21 protein-coding genes are annotated in these 22,176 nt (G+C 47.7%); 10 read left to right on the top strand and 11 right to left on the bottom strand.

Annotation, left to right across the window (positions count from 1 at the left end):
* Complete coding sequence (locus KNQ03_RS11135) at positions 1 to 1,020, bottom strand: ketopantoate reductase family protein (protein WP_214724697.1); 1,020 nt, start codon at positions 1,018 to 1,020, stop codon at positions 1 to 3.
* A gap of 101 nt (positions 1,021 to 1,121) precedes the next feature.
* Between KNQ03_RS11135 and KNQ03_RS11130 the strand changes: the two genes are divergently transcribed.
* Positions 1,122 to 2,003: a LysR family transcriptional regulator gene (locus KNQ03_RS11130; protein ID WP_133208107.1), complete on the top strand. Its 882-nt coding sequence runs from the start codon at positions 1,122 to 1,124 to the stop codon at positions 2,001 to 2,003.
* A 38-nt stretch (positions 2,004 to 2,041) separates the two neighbouring features.
* Here the strand turns inward: KNQ03_RS11130 and KNQ03_RS11125 are convergent, their stop codons facing one another.
* From KNQ03_RS11125 to KNQ03_RS11110, 4 genes are all read right to left on the bottom strand, one after another.
* Positions 2,042 to 4,756 carry a bifunctional 2',3'-cyclic-nucleotide 2'-phosphodiesterase/3'-nucleotidase gene (locus KNQ03_RS11125; protein ID WP_214724695.1) on the bottom strand — a complete coding sequence of 905 codons (2,715 nt, stop codon included), beginning with the start codon at positions 4,754 to 4,756 and terminating at the stop codon, positions 2,042 to 2,044.
* Positions 4,757 to 5,229: 473 nt separating this feature from the next.
* Positions 5,230 to 6,630: a hypothetical protein gene (locus tag KNQ03_RS11120; RefSeq protein ID WP_214724693.1), complete on the bottom strand. Its 1,401-nt coding sequence runs from the start codon at positions 6,628 to 6,630 to the stop codon at positions 5,230 to 5,232.
* Between the two features lie 191 nt (positions 6,631 to 6,821).
* Positions 6,822 to 9,416, bottom strand: coding sequence for a bifunctional acetaldehyde-CoA/alcohol dehydrogenase (gene adhE / locus KNQ03_RS11115; RefSeq protein ID WP_214724691.1), 2,595 nt, complete (start codon positions 9,414 to 9,416; stop codon positions 6,822 to 6,824).
* A gap of 97 nt (positions 9,417 to 9,513) precedes the next feature.
* Positions 9,514 to 9,696, bottom strand: a complete 183-nt coding sequence (locus KNQ03_RS11110) for a hypothetical protein (RefSeq protein ID WP_214724689.1) — start codon at positions 9,694 to 9,696, stop codon at positions 9,514 to 9,516.
* A 56-nt stretch (positions 9,697 to 9,752) separates the two neighbouring features.
* Between KNQ03_RS11110 and KNQ03_RS11105 the strand changes: the two genes are divergently transcribed.
* The 8 genes from KNQ03_RS11105 (at position 9,753) to KNQ03_RS11070 (ending at position 16,728) form a co-directional block, all read left to right on the top strand.
* The gene (locus KNQ03_RS11105; protein ID WP_035397969.1) at positions 9,753 to 10,304 is read left to right on the top strand and encodes a beta-class carbonic anhydrase; all 552 of its coding nucleotides are present in this window, start codon (positions 9,753 to 9,755) and stop codon (positions 10,302 to 10,304) included.
* Positions 10,305 to 10,618: 314 nt separating this feature from the next.
* A complete protein-coding gene (locus KNQ03_RS11100) occupies positions 10,619 to 11,938 on the top strand; it encodes a Na+/H+ antiporter family protein (RefSeq protein ID WP_214724763.1) in 1,320 nt (439 codons plus the stop codon).
* A gap of 123 nt (positions 11,939 to 12,061) precedes the next feature.
* Complete coding sequence (uptA, locus tag KNQ03_RS11095; protein ID WP_214724688.1) at positions 12,062 to 12,655, top strand: undecaprenyl phosphate transporter UptA; 594 nt, start codon at positions 12,062 to 12,064, stop codon at positions 12,653 to 12,655.
* Between the two features lie 58 nt (positions 12,656 to 12,713).
* A complete protein-coding gene (locus KNQ03_RS11090) occupies positions 12,714 to 13,598 on the top strand; it encodes a hypothetical protein (protein ID WP_214724687.1) in 885 nt (294 codons plus the stop codon).
* A 163-nt stretch (positions 13,599 to 13,761) separates the two neighbouring features.
* Entirely contained in the window at positions 13,762 to 15,132 is a 1,371-nt protein-coding gene (locus KNQ03_RS11085) for an amino acid permease (protein ID WP_214724686.1), read from the top strand.
* A 336-nt stretch (positions 15,133 to 15,468) separates the two neighbouring features.
* Complete coding sequence (amaP, locus tag KNQ03_RS11080; protein ID WP_214724685.1) at positions 15,469 to 16,011, top strand: alkaline shock response membrane anchor protein AmaP; 543 nt, start codon at positions 15,469 to 15,471, stop codon at positions 16,009 to 16,011.
* 20 nt (positions 16,012 to 16,031) lie between these two features.
* Complete coding sequence (locus tag KNQ03_RS11075) at positions 16,032 to 16,238, top strand: DUF2273 domain-containing protein (protein ID WP_023467890.1); 207 nt, start codon at positions 16,032 to 16,034, stop codon at positions 16,236 to 16,238.
* A 52-nt stretch (positions 16,239 to 16,290) separates the two neighbouring features.
* On the top strand, positions 16,291 to 16,728 hold the full coding sequence (locus tag KNQ03_RS11070) for an Asp23/Gls24 family envelope stress response protein (RefSeq protein WP_214724684.1): 438 nt from the start codon (positions 16,291 to 16,293) through the stop codon (positions 16,726 to 16,728).
* Positions 16,729 to 16,784: 56 nt separating this feature from the next.
* Here the strand turns inward: KNQ03_RS11070 and KNQ03_RS11065 are convergent, their stop codons facing one another.
* The 5 genes from KNQ03_RS11065 to KNQ03_RS11045 all read right to left on the bottom strand — a co-directional run bounded on the left by KNQ03_RS11065 (position 16,785) and on the right by KNQ03_RS11045 (position 20,589).
* Positions 16,785 to 17,552, bottom strand: coding sequence for an ABC transporter permease (locus KNQ03_RS11065; protein WP_023467885.1), 768 nt, complete (start codon positions 17,550 to 17,552; stop codon positions 16,785 to 16,787).
* Position 17,553: 1 nt separating this feature from the next.
* A complete protein-coding gene (locus KNQ03_RS11060; protein ID WP_251140287.1) occupies positions 17,554 to 18,477 on the bottom strand; it encodes an ATP-binding cassette domain-containing protein in 924 nt (307 codons plus the stop codon).
* 107 nt (positions 18,478 to 18,584) lie between these two features.
* Positions 18,585 to 18,866: a hypothetical protein gene (locus KNQ03_RS11055; protein WP_214724683.1), complete on the bottom strand. Its 282-nt coding sequence runs from the start codon at positions 18,864 to 18,866 to the stop codon at positions 18,585 to 18,587.
* 102 nt (positions 18,867 to 18,968) lie between these two features.
* Positions 18,969 to 19,766 carry a transporter substrate-binding domain-containing protein gene (locus KNQ03_RS11050; protein WP_023467882.1) on the bottom strand — a complete coding sequence of 266 codons (798 nt, stop codon included), beginning with the start codon at positions 19,764 to 19,766 and terminating at the stop codon, positions 18,969 to 18,971.
* Positions 19,759 to 20,589, bottom strand: a complete 831-nt coding sequence (locus tag KNQ03_RS11045) for a transporter substrate-binding domain-containing protein (RefSeq protein ID WP_214724682.1) — start codon at positions 20,587 to 20,589, stop codon at positions 19,759 to 19,761. The genes KNQ03_RS11050 and KNQ03_RS11045 overlap by 8 nt, the downstream gene beginning before the upstream one ends.
* A gap of 264 nt (positions 20,590 to 20,853) precedes the next feature.
* Here KNQ03_RS11045 and KNQ03_RS11040 point away from each other — a divergent pair, with 264 nt between their 5' ends.
* Positions 20,854 to 21,492 carry an SDR family oxidoreductase gene (locus KNQ03_RS11040; protein ID WP_214724681.1) on the top strand — a complete coding sequence of 213 codons (639 nt, stop codon included), beginning with the start codon at positions 20,854 to 20,856 and terminating at the stop codon, positions 21,490 to 21,492.
* Positions 21,493 to 21,545: 53 nt separating this feature from the next.
* On the opposite strand, the gene KNQ03_RS11035 is transcribed toward KNQ03_RS11040, so the two are convergent.
* Positions 21,546 to 22,163 (bottom strand): hypothetical protein, encoded by a 618-nt coding sequence (locus KNQ03_RS11035; RefSeq protein ID WP_214724680.1) that lies wholly within the window; start codon positions 22,161 to 22,163, stop codon positions 21,546 to 21,548.
* Positions 22,164 to 22,176 lie beyond the last annotated feature (13 nt).

The following is a 22,176-nucleotide window of genomic DNA, read 5'->3' as shown; positions in this document are numbered from 1 at the left end:
TTATGCGTTTAACAATGCGGCAAAGCGTGCGACACTTGTTTCAAAATCTGGAACCGTCTTCGCTGCTTGCGCTTCTTCGACGATTTCTTGAATGAGTGAGTTGAACGGCGTTTTGATATCGTACGTGTTGCCGTACATCGTGACGATCCCATTAATGAAACGAATTTCGGTCGGTTGCCCTTTTTGTAAGTCCTGCAACATGCTCGCTTCTAAGTCACGCGACCCGTGCATCAATTGTGGCACGGTGATCAGTTTTTCATCGATATCGTCTAGTGTTGCGTAGGCTACCGGCTCAAACGTACTCATCGGCGCGAATGTGATGCCGTGGGCGTGACCGACTTCAACGACTTCCTGCATCGTATGGATCGCTGCCCGTAGCAAGACCGGATGATCGAGAACGTCGCCATACGTACCGTTACACGCAGCGGATAACCCACTGAACGTACTATTGATGACGAGTTTTGACCATTTCGTTCCCGGTAGATTATCAGAGATTTCCGTCCCACCGATGTGATCAAGGATTTCCTTCAAGTGAATGATCCGGTCCGTCTTCTTACCGTCCAGTTCACCGATTTGCATCGCATATGTCTTGAAGTGCTCGTAATCCGATGTCAGACGTGACTCACCTGGTCCGACGTACGTCGCTCCGAACTCGACGGATCCCGCGATGATACGTTCGCGCGGAATCTGTTGTTGAATGAATTCTTCTGGTACACCGTTCTGCAAGGAGACGAGAATACCGTCTTCCTTCAAGATCGTCCGGACTTTCGCCAGAACCGGTTCATTGTAGACCTGTTTCGTCAGCAACAATACGATATCGTACATCTCCGTGATGTCATCCGGATGCATCGCATGGACGGCTTGCGTCAAATCTGGTCCAATGACATGCGCGCCTGTTGTGTTTAGCGCTTCGATATGTGCGCGATTCGTATCGATCAGATCGACACCCGCATACTGTTGACTCAAATAAGCTCCCATGATGGTTCCTAGTGATCCTGCTCCGTAAATTCCGATTTTCATATCTATCACCTCTGGTATTTACGATATACTGGTTTCATCATAAACAGAAATATATATATTTATATATTTTAATAACCTATAGGTTATGTTAGGAGGATATCATGGAACTCTTACATTTGAATTATTTTCGTCACGTCGCGGAGGAATTGAACGTGACGCGTGCTGCCGAACGATTATTCATCAGCCAACCCGCCCTCAGTGCGACGATCAAAAAACTAGAACGTGAATTGAACACGACGTTGTTTCATCGAAAAGGCAGAACGATCAGCTTGACCGACAATGGACGACTTCTGTTGCAATCAGTCGAAAAAATCGAACACGAGCTGACACGGGTCCAGGAACGCATGGCGCGAAATGATGCCTCTACCGAAACACCACTCAGTCTTGCCAGTTCGCACGGTCGCTTCATCCAATTAATCCTACGGGAATTTCTCTTGCCGCAGACTGCGCCTTTGTTCAACTCGGACATCCTCTCAAATCGCGACATTTTAAGCGGCTTACTCCATCAAGAATTCCATTTCTCGATCAGCTTCATGGAACTCAAGCATCCGCTCATTACGAGCGAACCGATCGTGGAAGAGGAGATTGTCATCACCTATCCTGCTTCCTATTCAGAGAAAGAAGCGATCACGGCGCTCTATGCGGACGCAACGGAGACTGCCTTTTTATTTCCCTCTCACAATAAGGATTACAACCGCTTCATCCAATTGAAGATGGCGGAACTGAACATTTATGCCGATACCACGCACTATATTGATGACGTCTCGCTGCAACTCGCCTTACGTCAGCAACGGTATTTCAGCTTCGTTCCCGTCTCCGTCTGCCGCGAGATGGGACTCCCTTTCATCACAGACGATGTGTTTACCGTTACGTCACGACTCTACATGTCGCACGCGACGGATCAATTGACGGTCGAGCAAGCAATCATCTACGAACGCATTAAACGGTTTCTGCTCTCGCAACGCACGTATCTAATCAAATAAAAACGGATGTCTGCATGTGCAGACATCCGTGTGACATATTACTTCGTGATGAAGTAGCGTGACTGATCGAGATGATCTTTCGCTGTATAGATGTTGAGTTTGTACGAGCCGTTCGTCAATGCTTGACGCATCTTCAAGACATAGTTCCCGTGCTGATCCGCCACGTCTTGAGCAATCAATTGATAACCAGATTCTGTTTTTTGGTAGAGGCGGACGATTTGTCGTTTTTCGACTTTACCTGTCAACGTCTTTTTACCTGACCATTTTTTGACCGGATACGTGTTCTTGATCGTGAACGACGCCTTTTTCGTGATCTTTTTCGAGATGTCTGTCGACTTGACCGTGTACGTACCTGTCGTTAGACCATTTTTGACCGCAATCTTGAAGCCGCTTGCCGTCGTTTTCGCTTTTGCAATTTTCGTTGATCCTTTATAGAGCGTCACGTCAAGACCTTCCGTTGCTTTACCGCGAAGGACCGTCGATCCGTATACTGCCGACTTTTTATCGATCGCTGGTGTCGCAACGACACCTGTTCCGACTGTGACGTTCGTTTCTGTCTTCATGAAGCTGAGTTCAGAGACAATCGTCAACTTGTCACGCAATTTGAGCGGTCGTGTCACGACTTCGTATTGACCCGCTTCGTTTGCTGTTGCTGTTCCAAGGACTTTATCGCCAAGTTTAACTGTGATTGTTGCGCCCGGAACTGCCTGACCAGTAACGACTTTCGCACCCGGTTTAACTGCTTTTGTCGAGACCGTGAAGTCTTTCATCGGCACGTTCATATTGAATTTGAGGAACGTACCTGTCTCACCTGGACGTGTTTCACCTGTGTTCGTGATGCCTTCGTACCGCTTGACGTACGGTGCAGCTGCAACCGCTGAATCAAAGCTGACCGTCGTCGGCTTACTTGCGACGAGTGACCAGTTGTCATCGGCTTTATAATCAACCGGTTGTTTCGCTTTAATGAAGTCCGAAATGACGTTACGTGTTTCGTAGGCTGATTTGTAGACGATGTTCTTTCCGCCACCAAGACCTGGGAACGTCGCACTGCCTGCGCGGTAGTTGTTCGTCGCAACAAGGAATTCTTGGTCGTCGGCGATCGCTTTGCCTTGATACTTGATGTTTTGAACACGGTTTGCGTCTTTGTTGACGACGACACCGTTATAGTCAAACTTCGCTGGTTTCGTGATATCGATTTCATACGTCAATCCATCGAGGATATCGAAGTTGTAGCTACGGAAATCTTTGTTCAACAAATTCGTTTGCTCACCGCCGACTTGGTTGAACTGACCGGCTGACATTTCGAGCCAGTCTTTGACGTCAGCACCTGTTACTTTGACGACTTCGAGTGTATTCGGATAAACATAGAGATCGGCGACGTTCTTGAGTGCGATTGGTCCTTTTTTGATCAATGTATAATCGGATGCGTTGACTTGGTTACGACCACCAGTCTTGAATGGTGCACCTGCTGACAACAATGGAAGATCTTTATATTTCGCGAGATCGGCATTTTCTTTGAGTTGTTTCTCGACATACCATTTCTGAGCGTTCGTTACGAACTGAACTGAATCATCGTCTTGCGCGAGAGCGAAGAAACTTTGGATGTCGTCATTAATCGTTCCGACTTCTTGACGAATGTACGCGAGTGTTCCTTCATGTGCTTTTTCAATCAACTTGACGGCACCGGCATCTGCTGTCGTGTCTTTCGTGACGTCCGCTAGTTTCGCACCTGACGTATCAACGACCCATTTCCCGTCGACTTGCTTCAACTCAAGATCGATGACACCGACGTTCTTTCCTTGTGTGTTTGCCATGACGACCGGTTTACCATTGATTAGACCTTTTTCTTTATCAACATTCGGCAATTTATTGAACGCTGAATCGACTGCCGGGAACTTTCCGTGCTGATGACCTGTCATCAAGACATCGATGTCTGCAACTTTTGTCAATGCGTAGCCGACATTCTCATCGCCGTCTTTTTGATCCGTCGTATCCCCGATACCTGTGTGTGCGAGTGCAACGACGACGTCTGCGCCAGCATCTTTTAATTTCTTCGCTGTTGCTTTCGCAGTCGGGATGATATCTTCAGCCGTGACTTTCCCCGTCAGGTTCCCCGCATCCCATGCCATGATTTGTGGCGTGACGACTCCGAACACACCCACCTTGACTGTTTTCATGTCACCGTTCTGGTCCTTGACTTGACGTTCGATGATTTGATAGTCTTTTCCATCTTTGTTGTAGTCCGCGACGATCGGCTTTTTCGTGACTGCATCCAATACGTTCGAGTTGACGAACTTGATTGAACCGCTCGAAGCACTCATCGCTGACTTGAGGAAATCAAGACCGAAGTTGAATTCATGGTTTCCGAGCGTGACCGCATCATAACCGAGGTATTCCATCAATTCGTACATCGGATGTTTGCCTTTGTTTCCTTTGTCGTACTGGTTCTTGACGTAATCGCCAAACGGCGTTCCTTGAAGTGTATCCCCGTTATCGAATAAGAAACTGTTCGTTGCGCCCACTTCAGTTTGTTGCTGTTTAATGACCGTAGCGGCTTTGACGAGACCAATCGTTTCGTCCTGCGCATCCTTGAAGTAATCGTAGTTCATTGAGTTCGTATGTAAATCCGTTGTTTCTAAGAAGCGTAACTTGACGACACTGTTGTCGGCAGCAAGTGTCTTGACTTGAACGACTGGTACGAGCATCGGTGCGATCAATGTCGACGCGATGACGAGTTTCGTTGCTTTTTTCATATGGATTTTCCCCCCAGGATGTTTTGACTGCTTCATTAATTTAGCATGGTTCGATTATAGCTAATAGTCCTTTCAAATAGGTCGGACATCCGTCTTATTTAACCTACTTAACTAATTCCAAATACTGGCTTAACATTGTTGATTTTACCTTTACAAACCAAGTTTGAATGGTAAAAAAAGGGGGTGGTGAAAATGAGATGAACCACGTAAAAAAACGATACGTTTTCAGGACATGAACCTGAAAACGTATCGTTTATGCTTGATGTAGAACGTAACTGTTCATTCTCGACTCCTACAGGGAAAGAAAGCATGTTTTTCGCTTGCGTCAGGGTCAAGTGAGACCCGGTAGACGAAACGTAGTTTAGGATACCGCGGCTTACCTCCCGCCTGTGGAAAGCGAGAATGACAGCAACGTTCGTCGTCCCCATTCAGGGTACATCTCCTAGTGGAGGAGCTTCATCACTCCACGTTCCTTAAACCGCTTTGTCTGGCTTCCGTCGGACGACATAACCAAGAATTCCACCAAGTAACGCAAGCCCTGCGGCGTATAGTACCGTCCAGCCTGCTGTCTGTTGAGCGAACTCGAATAAGACGTCACTGCGCCATTTCATTGCGAACTGAACGTATGAAGCTTGACTGACGATGAAGCTGATGACACCGATCGCGATCGCAAAGACGAACGGATCGATGATCGATTTGAAGCTTCGGATACTACAGACGAAGTAGATCGCAAACGTTACGAGCAACAACACCCAATACGCACTCTCACTGGAGACATTCGGTGGCGTCGCTCCTGCCGATTCCGCATCAATCACTTGAATCGTCTGCCGCGCGACGCCGTAATCAACAGGATCGAGCTTCAATTGTGTTGCTGACAAATCAGGACGTTCTCCACCGAGTAACGTCAACAATTGTTCTGTCACCCGGTCCGTGTCGATCCCATCGACGACTTTTTGGATCGAGTCATTGAGCTGATCCGTTGAGGTCTCCCCGTTCAACATCGAGACGGGGATTTCCGCATTCGCTCCAAGGACGTCTGCTTGATACACGACTTGACCGCCGTGGATCCAGTCGTACATCCCGCCACTTCCGGCGTTCAGACTCGCGACGGTCAATGCCGTCCGTAGTGAAGAATCGCCGTCATATTCCGCTTCGTCCTGTACCGTAAAGACGAGTTGAAGCGTACTTGCGAGCATCAAAATCAGTAAGCTGGCACGTCCAGCAGCTGTCAGACCAGATAACTTTTGCGGGAAGAACGCCATCCAACCAAGCAAACTGACGACGAGAAGCGGTAGGATCCCACTCATCGCATAGCCGTCTTGTAACGAGAGGAATGGCACGTCGTTTCCGCGTCCGGCAAGGATGAACCAGATGATCCCGACCGTTAAGAAGAAGCTGATCGATCGAATCGTCCACCCGAGACGACTTGCCTTAATCCGTAATACTAAAAATAACAGGACGATTAAACCGATGCCAAAGACAGAATAAAGTAACGTGCCGTAAGAGACATCAAACGTAAGTGGTGCAAGAACTTGCTTTAAGTCAATCCCAAACAACGATAAGACATCACCGGCAGAACTCGCATCGAGCACCTGATTGATGATTCCTTCTCGGACCGCGCTCGGCATCGTGATCGATAGCCCACCGACGAACAGAAGTATCAATGACACCGTGATGTCTGCATCTTTCCAGGAGACGTCCGCCTGTTGCATCTGCGTCACAAGATCCTGATAGTCTGAGGATGAGGTGATTTGTGAAGTCAAAAATGCCATCACACCATAGATGACACCGAAAAAGATGAGACCGATGAGGACGCCAAACAGGACATCCCAGACGGAAAACCGTCGTTGTTTCCTTTCTTGCCTTGACTCCATCCCATTTCCTCCTTTTAATGTCTGATGTTTGAATATTCCTGCTACAGCGAAACCAAAAACATCAATTTCATTCAACAGCCATTATATCCCACCTTTTCTCTGACTGTCTCCACTGATTTCCAAAATAAAAACCGACTTCTCACAGTGAGAAGCCGGTTGAACGATCAGGTGCCATGGTATTTTTTTCTCTATTAGATGCCTTCGTATGCTTGTTCCATGATCGTCCGTAACTCAGCGACAAGCGGCATCTTCGGATTCGCCGTCGTACATTGATCCTCGAAGGCATCGACTGCCATCTTATCGAGTTTTGCCTCGAAGTCTGCTTTTTGAATGCCTTGCGCCTTGAATGACATCTTGATGTTGAGACGTTGTCCAAGATCAGCAACGGCTTGGATGAGGGATTCGACCCCTTGCTCCGTCGTTGCTGCCGGAAGACCGAGGTAGCGTGCGATGTCGGCATACCGTTCATCCGCAACGAATGATTCGTATTTCGGGAATGCTGCTAGTTTCGTTGGACGTGATGCGTTATAGCGAATGACGTGTGGCATCAGGATCGCGTTCGTCCGTCCGTGTGGCGTATGGAACTCGCCACCGATTTTGTGCGCGATCGAGTGGTTGATGCCGAGGAAGGCGTTCGCGAATGCCATCCCTGCCATCGTTGACGCATTGTGCACTTTTTCGCGTGCTTCAGCGTCTGATCCGTTAGCATATGCTCGTGGCAAGTAGTCGAAGATCATCTTGATTGCTTTGAGTGCCAGTCCATCCGTGTAGTCGTTCGCAAGCACCGAGACGTATGCTTCTGTCGCATGCGTCAAGACATCCATTCCGGTATCAGCAGTGATTGAAGCTGGGACGGTCATGACGAATTCTGGATCAACGATTGCGACGTCTGGTGTCAATGCATAGTCAGCAATCGGGTATTTGACGTTTTTCTCTTTATCCGTGATGACGGTAAACGGTGTTACTTCTGAACCCGTACCAGAAGTCGTCGGAATCGCGACGAACTTCGCTTGACGACCGAGTGTCGGGAATTGATACGCCCGTTTGCGGATATCGAGGAATTTTTGACGTAAGTTTGAGAACGTTTCGTTCGGTTGTTCATAGAAGAGCCACATTCCTTTTGCAGCATCCATCGCTGAACCACCACCGAGGGCGATAATCAAGTCAGGCTTGAAATCACGCATCGCTTGAGCACCTGTCTGAACAGTCGTCACCGATGGATCTGGTTCGACTTGGTCGAAGATCCGGTAACTGACGGACTGTGGTAAGTTTTGAATTACTTTATCGGCATACCCGAACTGTACCATCGTTGGATCCGTCACGATCATGACACGTGAGACGTCAGTCATCGACCGCAAGTACTGAACGGAGTTCTTTTCGAAGTAGATTTTTTCAGGGACCTTGAACCATTGCATGTTCACGCGTCGTCTCGCCACCTTTTTGACGTTGAGTAAGTGCTTCGCTGTCACGTTTTCAGAAACAGAGTTTTTCCCGTATGATCCACAACCGAGTGTCAGTGATGGTGTCAACTCGTTGTACAGATCACCGATTCCGCCATGAGCAGATGGGCTGTTGACGAGGATCCGGCAGGCTTTCATGCGGAGTCCGAACGCTGTCATCAAGTCATCGTTCGTCGTATGAATGACGGCTGTATGACCGAGACCACCGATTTCAAGCATCTGTTCGGCAATCGTAAACGCTTCTTCGGTTGAAGCGACGCGGTACGCACCGAGGACGGGACTGAGTTTTTCATGAGACAGTGGTTCTGCTGCTCCGACGTGCTCGAGTTCCGCGACGAGCATGACCGTTGTTTCCGGAACATCGATTCCGGCTTTTTCTGCGATCCATGTCGCAGGTTTCCCGACGATGTCCGCGTTGACGGCACACGTATCGGTTTTGATGACGAGTGATTCGAGGCGTTGTTTTTCTTCCGGTGTACAGAAGTAACAACCGAGTGCTTCCATTTCCGCACGAACCGTCGCATAAATCTCTTGGTCGACGATGACGGCTTGCTCAGACGCACAAATCATCCCGTTATCAAACGTTTTTGAAAGAACAAGATCGCTGACTGCCCGTTTGACTTTCGCAGACTGTTCGATGTAACACGGAACGTTCCCTGGTCCAACACCAAGTGCCGGTTTACCTGTTGAATACGCCGATTTGACCATTCCTGCTCCACCTGTCGCAAGGACCATGGCGATTTTTTCATGGTTCATCAAGACTTTCGTTGCTTCAAGTGATGGTTCTTCGACCCATTGAATACAGTCTTTCGGTGCCCCTGCTTTGATGGCTGCGTCGCGGAGTGTTTTCGCTGCTTCAACGGAACAACGTTGTGCCGATGGGTGGAACGCGAAGACGATCGGGTTGCGCGTCTTGATCGCAATCAATGCTTTGAACATCGTCGTTGATGTCGGGTTCGTGACCGGTGTGACACCACAGACGACACCGACGGGTTCAGCGATATATGTGATGCCGTTTTGGACATCTTCTTCTAAAATCCCGACCGTTTTTTCATGACGTAGACTGTTGTAGATGTATTCTGTCGCAAACATGTTTTTAATCATCTTATCTTCAAAGACACCGCGTCCCGTCTCTTCTGACGCGAGACGAGCGAGTTCGACGTGCCGTTCAAGTCCGGCAAGTGCCATATCCCGGACGATCGTGTCGATTTTTTCTTGATCGAATGTCAGTAATTCTTGTAATGCGCGTTGCCCTTTTTCAACGATTTGTCCAACTGCTTGTTCGACCGGCGTTGCCGTCGATTTTGTTTTTTCTTTCACAGCCATGAGTGGTTTCCTCCCTGTCGTGGAACGAATCTGAGTTTGATTTGCTAACCATTATGTCAGGAATGCCAAGCTGTTTTTCAATAGTTTGTGCTTTCCTTCACAAATCAATCATAACCCCTTTTTCCTGTTTTGTGCATGACCATCCTGTGAATTCCATCACACCTTTGATAGCGTTTACAACTGTTGTGAATTCCTCTTTTTCATCGTTTTGCTTCATGTACATAGATGTGTGCGATTTGTCACACCTCGCATTTTCGTGACTTGATAGCCGTTTCATCATCTTGTATTCTGATATGGGGTACATATTAAGAGCTACCACTAAAGGAGGACACTTGAATGTCAGTTGTACAGGAAATGCTAGCCTTCAACGAGCGATTCGTCGCCGAAAAACAGTATGAACAGTTCGTCTCGGATAAGTTCCCAGACAAAAAGGTCGTCATCCTGACGTGTATGGATGCCCGCTTGACGGAGCTCCTCCCACACGCACTTGGTCTTAAGAACGGGGATGCGAAGATCATCAAAAATGCCGGTGCTATCCTATCGCACCCATTCGGTTCCGTCATGCGCTCGATTCTCGTCGCGTTGTATGCTCTTGGTGCTGAAGAAGTCGTCGTCATCGGTCACCACGACTGCGGCATGAGCACGATTGATCCTAACCACATGATCAACGAGATGAAGGATCGGGGCATCGACCAACAGATTCTTCACACGCTCGAAGTATCTGGCGTTGATTTGAATCAATGGTTGCGTGGTTTCACGTCAGTTCAAGAAAGCGTCGCTCACTCGGTCAGCCTCGTGAAGAACCACCCATTACTACCACCTGGGACGAACGTTCACGGACTCGTCATCGATCCAGGGACTGGTAAGCTCGACGTCGTCGATTGCTGATCACTCTCTATAGAAGAAACGCAAATAGATTCGGATATTCTACTCCGTCTTAATTTAAAAATAACGTGCCATATTTTCTCGTAACGGAGAAGGATGGCACGTTTTTTGTATGAGTCATTTTCAGTGATCAAAACGCTTCTCACTTCATGCTTCGGGGTATAACAGAATGTAACTTCTTGTGGAGAGCTAAAAAGCGTATCATTCATCTTTTGATTACGAGGTCAGACTTTTACTCTTGACAGCATTCCAACATGGCTGTAAGATACTTTAGTATAGTACAGTGATAACAAAAGAAAGTGTGGTTTTACTGAATGATAAACGCCGTATTGTTTGCCGTCTTTTTACTATTTATTTTAGCGATCTTCCGCGTCCACATCGTGCTCGCGATGGTCATCAGTGCGTTTGCCGGTGGTCTTGTCGGTGGTCTTGACCTGACTGCGACGACAAAAGCATTCTCCGGTGGTCTTGGTGACGGAGCAGAAATCGCCCTTAGCTACGCGATGCTCGGTGCATTTGCCGTCGCCCTCTCGAAAACAGGTTTACCGGATGCACTTGCTCACTCTTTGATTGCGCGTTCGCGTGGTAACGCAAGTGCCGCTTCCGTCAAAAAATTAAAAGGATTCATCTTGTTCGCGATTCTCTTGCTTGCGATCAGTTCACAAAACGTGTTGCCGATCCACATCGCATTCATTCCAATCATCATTCCGCCGTTGCTCGGTCTCTTTTCTCAGCTTAAGATCGATCGACGCCGGATAGCGATCATCATGACGTTCGGTCTTGTGACACCGTACATGTTCTTACCGGTTGGATTCGGAGACATTTACCTCAATCAGATTTTGCTGAAGAACCTGAAGGCAAATGGTCTCGATACTGCTGGAGCTTCCGTCATCGAAGCAATGGCGATTCCAGCACTCGGAATGGTCGTTGGTCTCTTGATCGGTTTGTACACCTACCGGAAAGAGCGGACGTATGAGATTCGCGACATCGCACCGGACGATTATGAAATTCCGGTCATCACGAAAACGAAGCTTGTCTTAAGTGGAGTCGTCGTCATCGCGACCTTGATCGTACAACTACAGACCGGATCAATGATTCTCGCTGCGACGACGGGGTTGATTCTCTTCTTGCTGCTTCGTCTCGTTCGCTTCAGTGAAGCCGATGACGTCATTACACGCGGTATGCGCATGATGTCATTCATCGGTTTCGTCATGATTTCAGCGAACGGTTTCTCAAACGTCTTGCGTAAGACGGGCGATATCGAGCCACTCGTCGAGAATTCGAAAGCGTTGATGGGCGATTCACAACTCGTTGCCGCCTTCGTCATGCTCTTGATTGGTCTTCTCGTCACGATGGGGATCGGCTCGAGTTTCTCGACCGTTCCGATCATCGCTGCCATCTTCGTTCCACTTTGTATCCAGTACGGATTCAGCTTAGAAGCGACGATTGCCATCATCGGAACATCCGGTGCTCTCGGTGACGCGGGTAGCCCGGCGTCTGACTCGACACTCGGACCAACGAGTGGTTTGAATGCTGATGGTCAGCACGATCACATGCGAGAAACGGTCATTCCGACGTTCCTGCACTACAACATTCCATTACTCATCTTCGGTACGATCGCTGCGGTCGTATTGTAAAAACAAGGCGGATTCGCTGTCATCGCGAATCCGTCTTTTGAATTGTCTCCGTTTTTTTCCTTTTCATTTCGTCCTCGGTTCTCTAAAATAAAGGAATGAACTGATACAAAGGAGTTGTCTAACGTGTTATCTCAAGTCGTCAACCAGATTTTGCTTTCGCTTGCCGATCTCGGATATTTCGGCATCGCCCTCGGGTTGATGATTGAAATCATACCGAGTGAAATCGTCCTCTCTTACGGTGGATTCATGATTTCCCAAGGAACGATCGGCTGGCCGCTCGCCATCGTCGCTGCCGTCATCGGTGGATTATTCTCGCAATTATTCTTATATTGGTTCGCTCGCTACGGCGGTCGTCCCCTTATTCTGAAATATGGAAAGTATGTTTTGATCTCAGAGCATCACTTGGATTTAGCCGAGCGTTGGTTCTTAAAGTACGGACAAGGCGTCATCTTTGGCGCCCGTTTCATCCCGGTCGTCCGTCATGCCATCTCGATTCCGGCAGGTCTTGCTAAGATGGATCAATCGAAGTTTTCTCTTTATACGGTGCTTGCGATCATTCCATGGTCGATCTTATTCCTCTATCTTGGTGAAACGCTCGGAACGAACTGGCGCTCGATCAAGGAAGTCGCTGCACCGTATACGAACGGTGTCTTAATCGCTGCTGTCGTCTTGATCATCTTCTACGTCATCTACAAACGCCGTCAACGAACGGTTTGAACGACTAGCAGTCTGTCTGACGACGGACTGTTTTTTTAAACAAACAGGAGGTCCTGCCATGCTCACATCCCCGCTTGCCCATTTTCCACTCCGTCGTTTGACTGCATCCTACCGGTCGGGTCGTTCTGTCGCGACTGGGATCACCGTCGACGGACATATTTTGATCGTCGAAGAAACCCTCGACGAAGCACGCAATGAACACGTCCTTTCCATTCATCAATTGAAGGATGATTGGCGTAAGACGACGATCGTTAAAAAAAGCGAAATTGATTTTTCGCTCGTCGATCGATTTCCGGATGGACGTTTGTTACTCGTCGCTTCCCGTTGCGATGATGACGTAGACGGAACGTGGTTGCCGAATGCCTTTATTTATGATGTTCAGGGAAATCTAGTCAATCAATTTTGTTTAGATGATGGGATTCAAAACATGCAAATCGATGAACGAGGGTGGATTTGGGTCAGTTATTTTGACGAAGGTGTCTATGCTGACGCCGTAACCAGTTCAAATGGTGCCTTTGGTCTCGTCGCTTTTGACGATACGGGCGAAGTAAAATATAAAAACCGTCAATACCCGATTGATGATTGTTACGCCTTAAACGTCTGTTCATCAAAAGAAGTCTGGTTCTTCTACTACTCTGATTACCGTTTCATTCGTATCGATCAAGAGGAAGATCTCGTCTGTGAGGCACCTACGATCGCCTTTTCTCAGTTCGCTCGGTACGACGATTTTCTGCTTGCCGCAAATTCTGATGAAGCACATTTACTCGAACGGAAAGGTACGCTCTTTGAAAGTGTTCGTTCGATTCGATTCATGACAGAACAGGGAAATACCCTGTCAGGTGACCTTACAATGCGTAATGACTTGATCGTACTAGCGACCTCGGAACACCTATATTTCGGGAGACTCGGTCAGCGACTTGTCTCTCTCTTAGCAGGCAAATGAAAGCCATTACACAGTTGTTTCATAATCTTTTTACTTTTGAAAACCTCTAACCCAAATTTTCAAAAAGACTAGCGAGTTCTATCTGAGGATAGTATACTCAGCGTTATAGTTATTCGGACAAATTGTCTGAACATTATGACGTCACAGAATTTTTTTGGGGGAAATGATGAGTTCGAATTTGAAACGAGATTTAACAGCACGACAGGTACAAATGATTGCACTCGGAGGAACGATCGGGGTCGGTCTTTTCCTTGGAGCATCTAGTACGATTGCTTGGACGGGACCATCTGTCTTACTCGCGTACATGCTAGCAGGAGTCTTTATCTTTTTTATCATGCGGGCACTTGGTGAGATGGTCTACACCCATCCTCACAGTGGTTCGTACGCAAAGTTCGCAAACGACTATATCCATCCAGCAGCTGGCTTCTTGACAGCAAGCAGTAATATCTTCAACTGGGTCGTCGTCGGGATGAGTGAAGTCATCGCTGTCGGGACATATTTACGCTTCTGGTGGCCGGAGCTACCGACTTGGATTCCAGGCGTCGTCGTCATCATTCTCTTGACGCTTGCGAACCTTGCTTCCGTCAAGATGTTCGGTGAACTCGAGTTTTGGTTCGCCTCAATCAAGGTAATAACGATTCTTCTAATGATCGTCGCTGGACTTGGAATCATCTTCTTTGGTTTAGGGAATGACGGAAACCCGGTCGGCTTCTCGAATCTTTGGGCGAACGGTGGATTCTTCACGAATGGTTTCACCGGCTTCTTCTTTGCGCTCTCGATCGTTTTCGCCTCTTACATCGGTGTTGAGTTGATCGGCGTGACAGCTGGAGAAACGAAAGATCCAGAAAAGAACATCACGAAGGCGATCAATGGTGTCGTCTGGCGAATCTTGATTTTCTACGTCGGATCCATCTTCATCATCGTCACGGTGTATCCATGGAATGAGTTGTCGGATCTCGGCAGTCCGTTCGTTGCGACATTCGCCAAGGTCGGTGTCACGATTGCTGCCGGGATCATCAACTTCGTCGTCATCACGGCCGCTTTATCCGGTTGTAACTCCGGGATCTTCAGCGCAAGCCGGATGATCTATTCATTGGCTGAAAAAGGACAAGTGCCGTCCTTCTTCTTGAAAGTCAATAAACGCGGCATTCCATTCTACACGGTCTTCGCGATTTCAATCGGGATTTTCTTCGGTGTCATTCTCGATATCACCTTGCCACTCATTCTCGGGAAGGATACGAACATCTTCGTGTATGTCTACAGTGCTTCGGTACTACCAGGGATGGTACCGTGGTTCGCGATTTTAATCAGTCATATCCGGTATCGTAAACTCGAAAGTGAACGGACAGCCTCACATCCGTTCAAGATGCCCGGTGCGCCGGTGACGAACTATCTGTCGATCGTCGCGCTGGTGACAGTGCTAGTCGGGATGTTGTTCAACGATGAGACACGCGTCTCGATCTTAATCGGAGTCGCTTTCTTGATCTTAAGTACGGTCTATTACATCGTAAAAGTACCGAAAGTCGAAAAATAAACGTCTGTCTCTCCTCTCATGACCGCATGAGAGGAGTTTTTTGATGGAGATTATTTTCTATATTGACATTGAATAATATTCATGATAGATATTTTTTCACGAACGCTTAAACCCTTAAGACGTCGTAACATTCTTGATTACAATGCGTAATACCGTATTTCATCTACTATTTTTCTAATAAATAGATAAATTTTCAGAATAAATAGTCTTTTCATCCTAAGTGCATTTTCATGTTTCGAGTTCGTTTGAGCGGGAATGTTCTCACCATACACATAATATTTCATGTGTAGAACAATCACGTTAAAACAATTTAACGGCAGAAAGGAGAGATGTAATATGAACGGATTCAATCGTTTCCTACTCGTTCTGATCGGCATTCTCGGTTTAGTCAGCGTCGGTCTTCTTGTACTTGGCGTCTATGATGTTCCACGACTCAGTCCTTTGATTGAACAGTGGCAAGATCAACAATGGTATAGCTACACGATTTTATCACTTGGTGGCTTCCTAGCATTCGTATTGGTCATTCTATTATTCACTGGACTACTCAGTCGTTCAAAAGGACAACGTCTCCTGATTCAAACGGGTGACGGGAATATCACGATCTCTAAGCAAACGATCGAACGAACGGCACTCGAGTCGATTCGCGGTATCAACGGCGTACGTTCGCCACGCGTCAACGCAGACATTCACTCGAAAAAAGAAACCATCGCGCTTGAAGTCGACTGTTCCGTCTTCGGTCAAGAAGGCTTGCCGACAATCGGAAAAGACATTCAAGAACGCGCCAAGAACGCGGTCGAATCGTTGCTCGAACTACCTGTCACAAAAACACGCGTCCGGATCAGTGACACGAAGACAAAAACGTCTGAACGCGTCGTCTAAGATACGAGAGGAGGAAGATCATGAAAACGAGCGAAGCACTTCGTCCGTATCGCTACCGTCTACTCGGCGGACTAGTCGGACTGATCCTCGCCACCTTGTTCTTGACGATCGGTTTTGGACCGACGTTGTTGATCATCGTATTCGCAACAATCGGTTACTTGATCGGTCAGTGGCGGGATAACGCGCTCGATGTCGAAGGATGGATTCAGTTCTTTCAACGGGATTGAGCATACAGAAAATAAAAAATCATTCAACTTACACTAAAAGGAGAGATTTCTCATGGCTAACGAAATCAACACTAAACAAAACGAAAACGAAGTAGTACACGAAAATAAACTCACATTCGAAGATCAAGTCATTAAGAAAATCGCCGGTATCGCATCAAATGATGTCAAAGGCATCCTCTCAATGAGTGGTGGCTTCATGAGTGGATTGACAGATCGTTTCCGGAGCACGGAAGATATCACAAAAGGCATCGACGCGGAAGTCGGCGAACGACAAGTCGCACTCGACTTAAAAGTCATCGTCGAGTACGGCAAAAACATCCCGTCCATCTTCCAAGACGCTGTAACGAAAATCAAAAAATCAGTCCATGATATGACAGGACTCGATGTCATCGAAATCAACATGCATGTCGAAGATGTCATGACACGTTCTGAGTTCGACGCAAAAAGTAAATCGTCGAAAGAAGAGGAAGAAAAACGCGATTTGAAATAAGACAGTCAACTAGATAGCCGCATAAAATGGACCCGCTTAAAAACGGGTCCATTTTTTTACTTTTTCAATGCCCCGCGTGCGTTCAACGCAGCAAAGATCACCATCGCAATACTGAGAACAGCAGCGACGATCAAACCTTGCCAGTAGACCGACCAATCAATTTCCGGACGAGTCAGTACACTACGCATCCCTTCCATGATATAGGTCGTCGGATTGATTGTCGCGGCAATCTTGAGCCATTCGGCTTCAATCAAGTCTTTCGGCACGAATGTCGTCGACAGGAAAATCAACGGGAAGAACAAAAGTGTTCCGGCTTGCGCGGCTTGGGCGTTCCGTGTCTTCAAAGCGACACCGACCGAGTAACCGGCAAAGGCGAGACCGAAGCCAAGCGCGAGTAAGATCGTCAAGAAAAAGCCACTGACACCGACTGGAATCGATAGACCAAGCAAGAATGCCATTCCGAAGATGAGTAATGTTTGAACGAATAATTGCAGCATCCCGGCAAGCATCGGTCCGAGGACGATTGCGGTCCGGGAGACCGGTGTCAATAAGAGTCGAGCGAAATAACCACTCTCGATGTCCTTGACGAGTGCTTGCCCCGCTCCCCCTGCTCCGCCGACAGCACCCGAGACGATCGAAACAGGCAAAATGAAGTTCAAATAATCGACGCCGTCGAACTGCGGTAAATTCGAGATTCCGGACAAACCACTCGTGTAGACGAGCAGGAAGAAGACACTGATGATCAAGTTCGGAATGAAGGAAAACGGATTACGTAACGTGACGAGGAGACTCCGACGCATCAAAAACCACGTTTCACGTATCATGTCACGATTCCTCCTTATAAGCTTGTCCCGTCAAACGAATGAAGACATCATCAAGCGACGGTTGTTTGACGACCAGTGACGTAGCGACCATTTTTCGTTCATCAAGAAAACGGACGACCGCGCGCAATGTCTCCGTTCCCCGCGAAGGAATGACGAGGCGATCTTTTTCCTGACGACCGGCAAACGTCTCTAAGACGATCCGTTCGTTCTCTTTTTCAGCTAGCGTCAATTCGATCCGCTCTTCTCCATTTGCTGCTTTCAGCTCAGCTGCCGTTCCTTCCGCAATCAATTGTCCCTCATTGATGATCGCGATTCGGTCGGCTAGCTGATCGGCTTCTTCCAAGTACTGTGTCGTCAAAAAGATCGTTGTTCCGAACTCTTCGTTTAATCGTCGGACCTCGTTCCAGATTTGTACACGGCTCGCGGGGTCGAGTCCTGTCGTTGGTTCGTCAAGGAACAAAACAGTCGGTTGATGGACGAGCGTCAATGCCAGATCAAGCCGTCGTTTCATCCCGCCGGAGTAAGTACCCGATCTGCGCTGACCGTCTTGATCGAGTCCGACGAGCTGCAACAATTCCTCTGCCCGTGTTTTTGCTTCCGTCTGACTTAATCCAAATAATTTCCCTTGTAGGACGAGTAATTCAAGCCCAGTCAAATCCTCATCGATGCCGGTATCTTGTAAGGCGACCCCAATCTGCAATCGGACCTGTTTTTCCTGTTTGACGACATCAAATTCCTGAATCGTCGCTCGACCACCGGAAATTGGAATCAACGTCGTCAGCATCTGGACGGTCGTCGACTTTCCAGCCCCGTTCGGTCCTAGAAAAGCAAAGATTTCTCCTGCCTCTACATCAAACGAGATGCCTTTGACGACATCTTTCCCATTATACGTCTTCGTCAAGTTCTCGACATGAATCATCTTCATTCCTTCTTTCCTTGAATTCAAAGTCATGTCCAAGATTTTCCCGTTTTTTCTGTTCTCGAATCAAAAAAAAGACACCTGATTCGGTGCCTTGATTCAAGCTTTAACGATTATGCTACAATCTGATACACACCATACAAGACACCGGCGGATACCACAAGCGTCGTACCGATTGACACCAGCATCATCGTTAATCCGATTCCTTTTAATCGAACGAATCGTGCCAACGCGAGACTAAACGAGAGCACTGCACCACTTGTAAATATAAGCGCCCCTCCAAATAACAACGTAGAATTAATCCATGACTCTCCGATGACGATCCATGCGTAAGTGACACAGCCTAGAAGAACAGTCATGATGAGCCATTGCCTCGCTGACACGCTTTTCAACACATTGATTCCTCCTAATTTGCTTCTACATACTTGTTCGCCCTTTTCCATTAGATTCCTGTTACTAAAAAATCGTGCCTCCTGCTGTCAGGAGACACGATCCACTTAAGACGCTACTTGCCATTTCTCTTTTAATTGCTCCATCTCTTCTTGACCTTCGTGCGATTGCATCCACAGATTGAATACATCAACAACGTCCCCTTCCGACTCTCGGACGAGGTAGCTCTTCTCCGCCGGAATCCATTTTTCTTGAATTCTTGGTGCCGCGAGTCGTTTGTCGAGCGCTTCATAATGAATCGCCTCGACCGTATCGGTGATCATGACATCGACTTCGCCCGATGCGACCGCATGCGGGATGTCGAGATTTTGTTCATACATAACGATGTTCGCCTTCGTGAACGTCTTACGGACGAACTGTTCATTCGTTCCCCCTGGATTTAGACCAATCGTCACGTCTGGACGATTGATTTGTTCGATCGAAGCAAGACGCTTAGCATCTTCTTTACGGACGAGCGGTGTCTTTTGGAACGACAGATAACTCGACGTGAAGTCGCCGATGATCTCGCGCTCGATGTTTTTCGTCACACCCCCGACGACCATATCGAATTTCCCGCTAGCAAGATCAGCAGATAGCGTGGGCCATGTCGTCGGAACGAACTCGACATCGATACCGGTCGTCTTCGCGAAAGAACGGATCACTTCGATATCGAATCCTTCGTACTCGTTCGTCTTTCGGTTCAAGTACGTGAATGGTTTGTAATCCCCAGTCGTTCCGACGACGATTTTTTTCGTCGCAAAGACATTCTTCGCTTGTACACGTCGTGGTTGCTCCGCTTGCCATAGCGTCAGTAAGCTTGCAAACAAGACTCCACCTCCGACGACGATCCATCCCCATTTACTCATGTGCTCCCGCTCCTTTCGCTCCGACCGTCTCACGTGTCGAGACGATGTTCCATTTTTTCTTCAATTTTTGAACTTGTTCTTGCCCCTCTGCACTTTCAATCCAGACCCGGAAAACGTCTCCAAGCTTTTTTTGGTCCGGTTTCATCAAATACGCCATCTCGGCTGGTTCCCATGCCTCTGTCAGTTTCGGCACCGCAAGATCGAGTTCTGTCGCGTAATGCAACGCCTCGATGTCGTCCGTCACCATGACATCGACTTGTCCGCTTTGGACGGCTTTTGGAATGTCCAAGTTGTTCTCAAAGACGGTCACATCTGCTTTCGGAAAATGCTTCTTCACGAACGCTTCGTTCGTGCCACCCGGATTGACGCCGATTTTGACTGCTGGATCATTGATTGCAGCGAGCGAATTCAAGCGTTCGACATCTTTCTTCTTTACGAGCGGTGCTTTTTGAAAGGAGAAATACGACGATGTAAAGTCTCCGACGACCTCGCGCTCGACTTTCTTCGTGATGCCACCGACAGCGATATCAAACTTTCCTGATTTCGTATCCTCCGATAATGTCGGCCATGTCGTCTTGACGAACGTCACATCAAGATTTGCTACTTTGGCGAACGCTTGGATGACATCGATATCAAAGCCTTGATAACGATTCCGGTCCTCGTTCCAGTATGTAAAGGGCTTATAATCCCCCGTCGTTCCGACGACCAGCTTGTGGTCTTCGAAGATGTCATGTGCTTCGGCATCCGTCTGTTGATTCCAGATCATCCAAGCGGCAACGCCTGTCAAAACAAGTCCTGCCAGTAGCCATGGTTTTTTTCTCATCGTATCTCTCCTTTCTGTTTCGTCGTTGCCCATTCACCGAATATTGCTACAATTTAACCTAAATGATTTTCGGTGTGGGTAATAGTCATTATCCTACCACACTTACACGTGATTTCAAGATAATTTGACGATTTTATGCATAAAAGCATTAAAAAGATGTTTTGATGAAGGTTACAGTTCTACAAGTCGTCTCTCTTTACAGAAACCCCTCATCTTTTCCATACTGAAACAGAATCATCAAATCGTGAAATGGAGGAATGGAACATGAGTCAGATTTTCATCATTGGTGCAAATGGTAAAGTAGGTCGTCACGCTGCTCGCTTACTGCAGGATTCGGAGCACGATGTCAAAGTAGGATTACGTTCCAAGGACCAGTTCAGTGATTTTGAGAAATTAGGTCATACCCCGGTCCATCTCGATCTTGAAGCGGACGTCGCGACGATCACTGATGCATTACAAGGATCAGATGTCGTCATCTTTACGGCAGGATCCGGCGGTCACACAGGAGCGGACAAGACGATGCTGATCGACTTCGATGGTGCCGTCAAATCGATTGAAGCAGCGGAAGCAATACGTGCAAAACAGTTCATCATGGTCAGTGCCTTGAATGCCGATTCGCCGGAAACATGGTCTGACAGCATGAAGCCGTATTACATTGCAAAACGCTACGCGGATCGTGTCCTGAAGGAATCGTCACTCAACTACACGATTCTTCGCCCAGGCGGACTATCAGATGAAGCCGGCACAGGAAACGTCACAACGGATCCGTCCGAACAAGCAACTAAAAAAATTCCGCGCGAGGATGTCGCACGCGTCATATTGGCAGCAATCGGTCATGACAAGGCGTCGAAGCAAGTCGTCACACTACTCGAAGGTGACACACCGATCAACGAGTTATTCTAATACAAAAGCTCACGTCTCGATTTCCGAGACGTGAGCTTTTTTGATCAAATGAATCATTCGTATAATTGGCGATACATCACGAGCATCGTCTCACCAATGATGGGTAACGACGCCGGAATGTCGATCCAGCGCTGGCTATCGTGATCAAAATACAGCCCTTCCGTACGCATCTTCTCTTTTGTGTTGATCTCATCGAACTCGAGAAACATATCCAGCTCATCATCCGCCTTTTGAAAGTCGTCCCACGGTCCGGGACCATAATAAAAGAGTAGTCCTTCCGCATCGTAGCCAGCAAGCTCGTTCAACGCCCATTCCAAATGTGCTTCAGACTTGGCAGATGTCCTGACGGAGTCGGCTAGTGTTTGATGAATTCCAAATCCGTTTCCACTAAGCAAGTGACGTTGCTGATTCCATTCCCAGATATTTTTCCAGCGTTGCATGAAAATGCCAAACCGATATGCTTGTGTTACTTCATCCCGTTCACGCACGTCATATGACCAGGAAATCTTCTCTCCACTGATCCACATACTTACGTGAAAATTTCCCTCACGCGCTTCATCATCTTGTAAAGAAGACCAACCTGATTGCTGTTGCTCTAGATACGTGAACAACGGAAGTCGGTCTCCCGCTTTTTCTTCAAACTCAAATTCAAATCGCTCGATACGGTTCAAAACATCTTCCCCC

Origin of the sequence: Exiguobacterium sp. s143, from assembly GCF_018618895.1 — a bacterium.
Classification (GTDB): Bacteria; Bacillota; Bacilli; order Exiguobacteriales; family Exiguobacteriaceae; genus Exiguobacterium_A; species Exiguobacterium_A abrahamii.
This window is presented reverse-complemented; position numbering and strand designations above follow the sequence as displayed.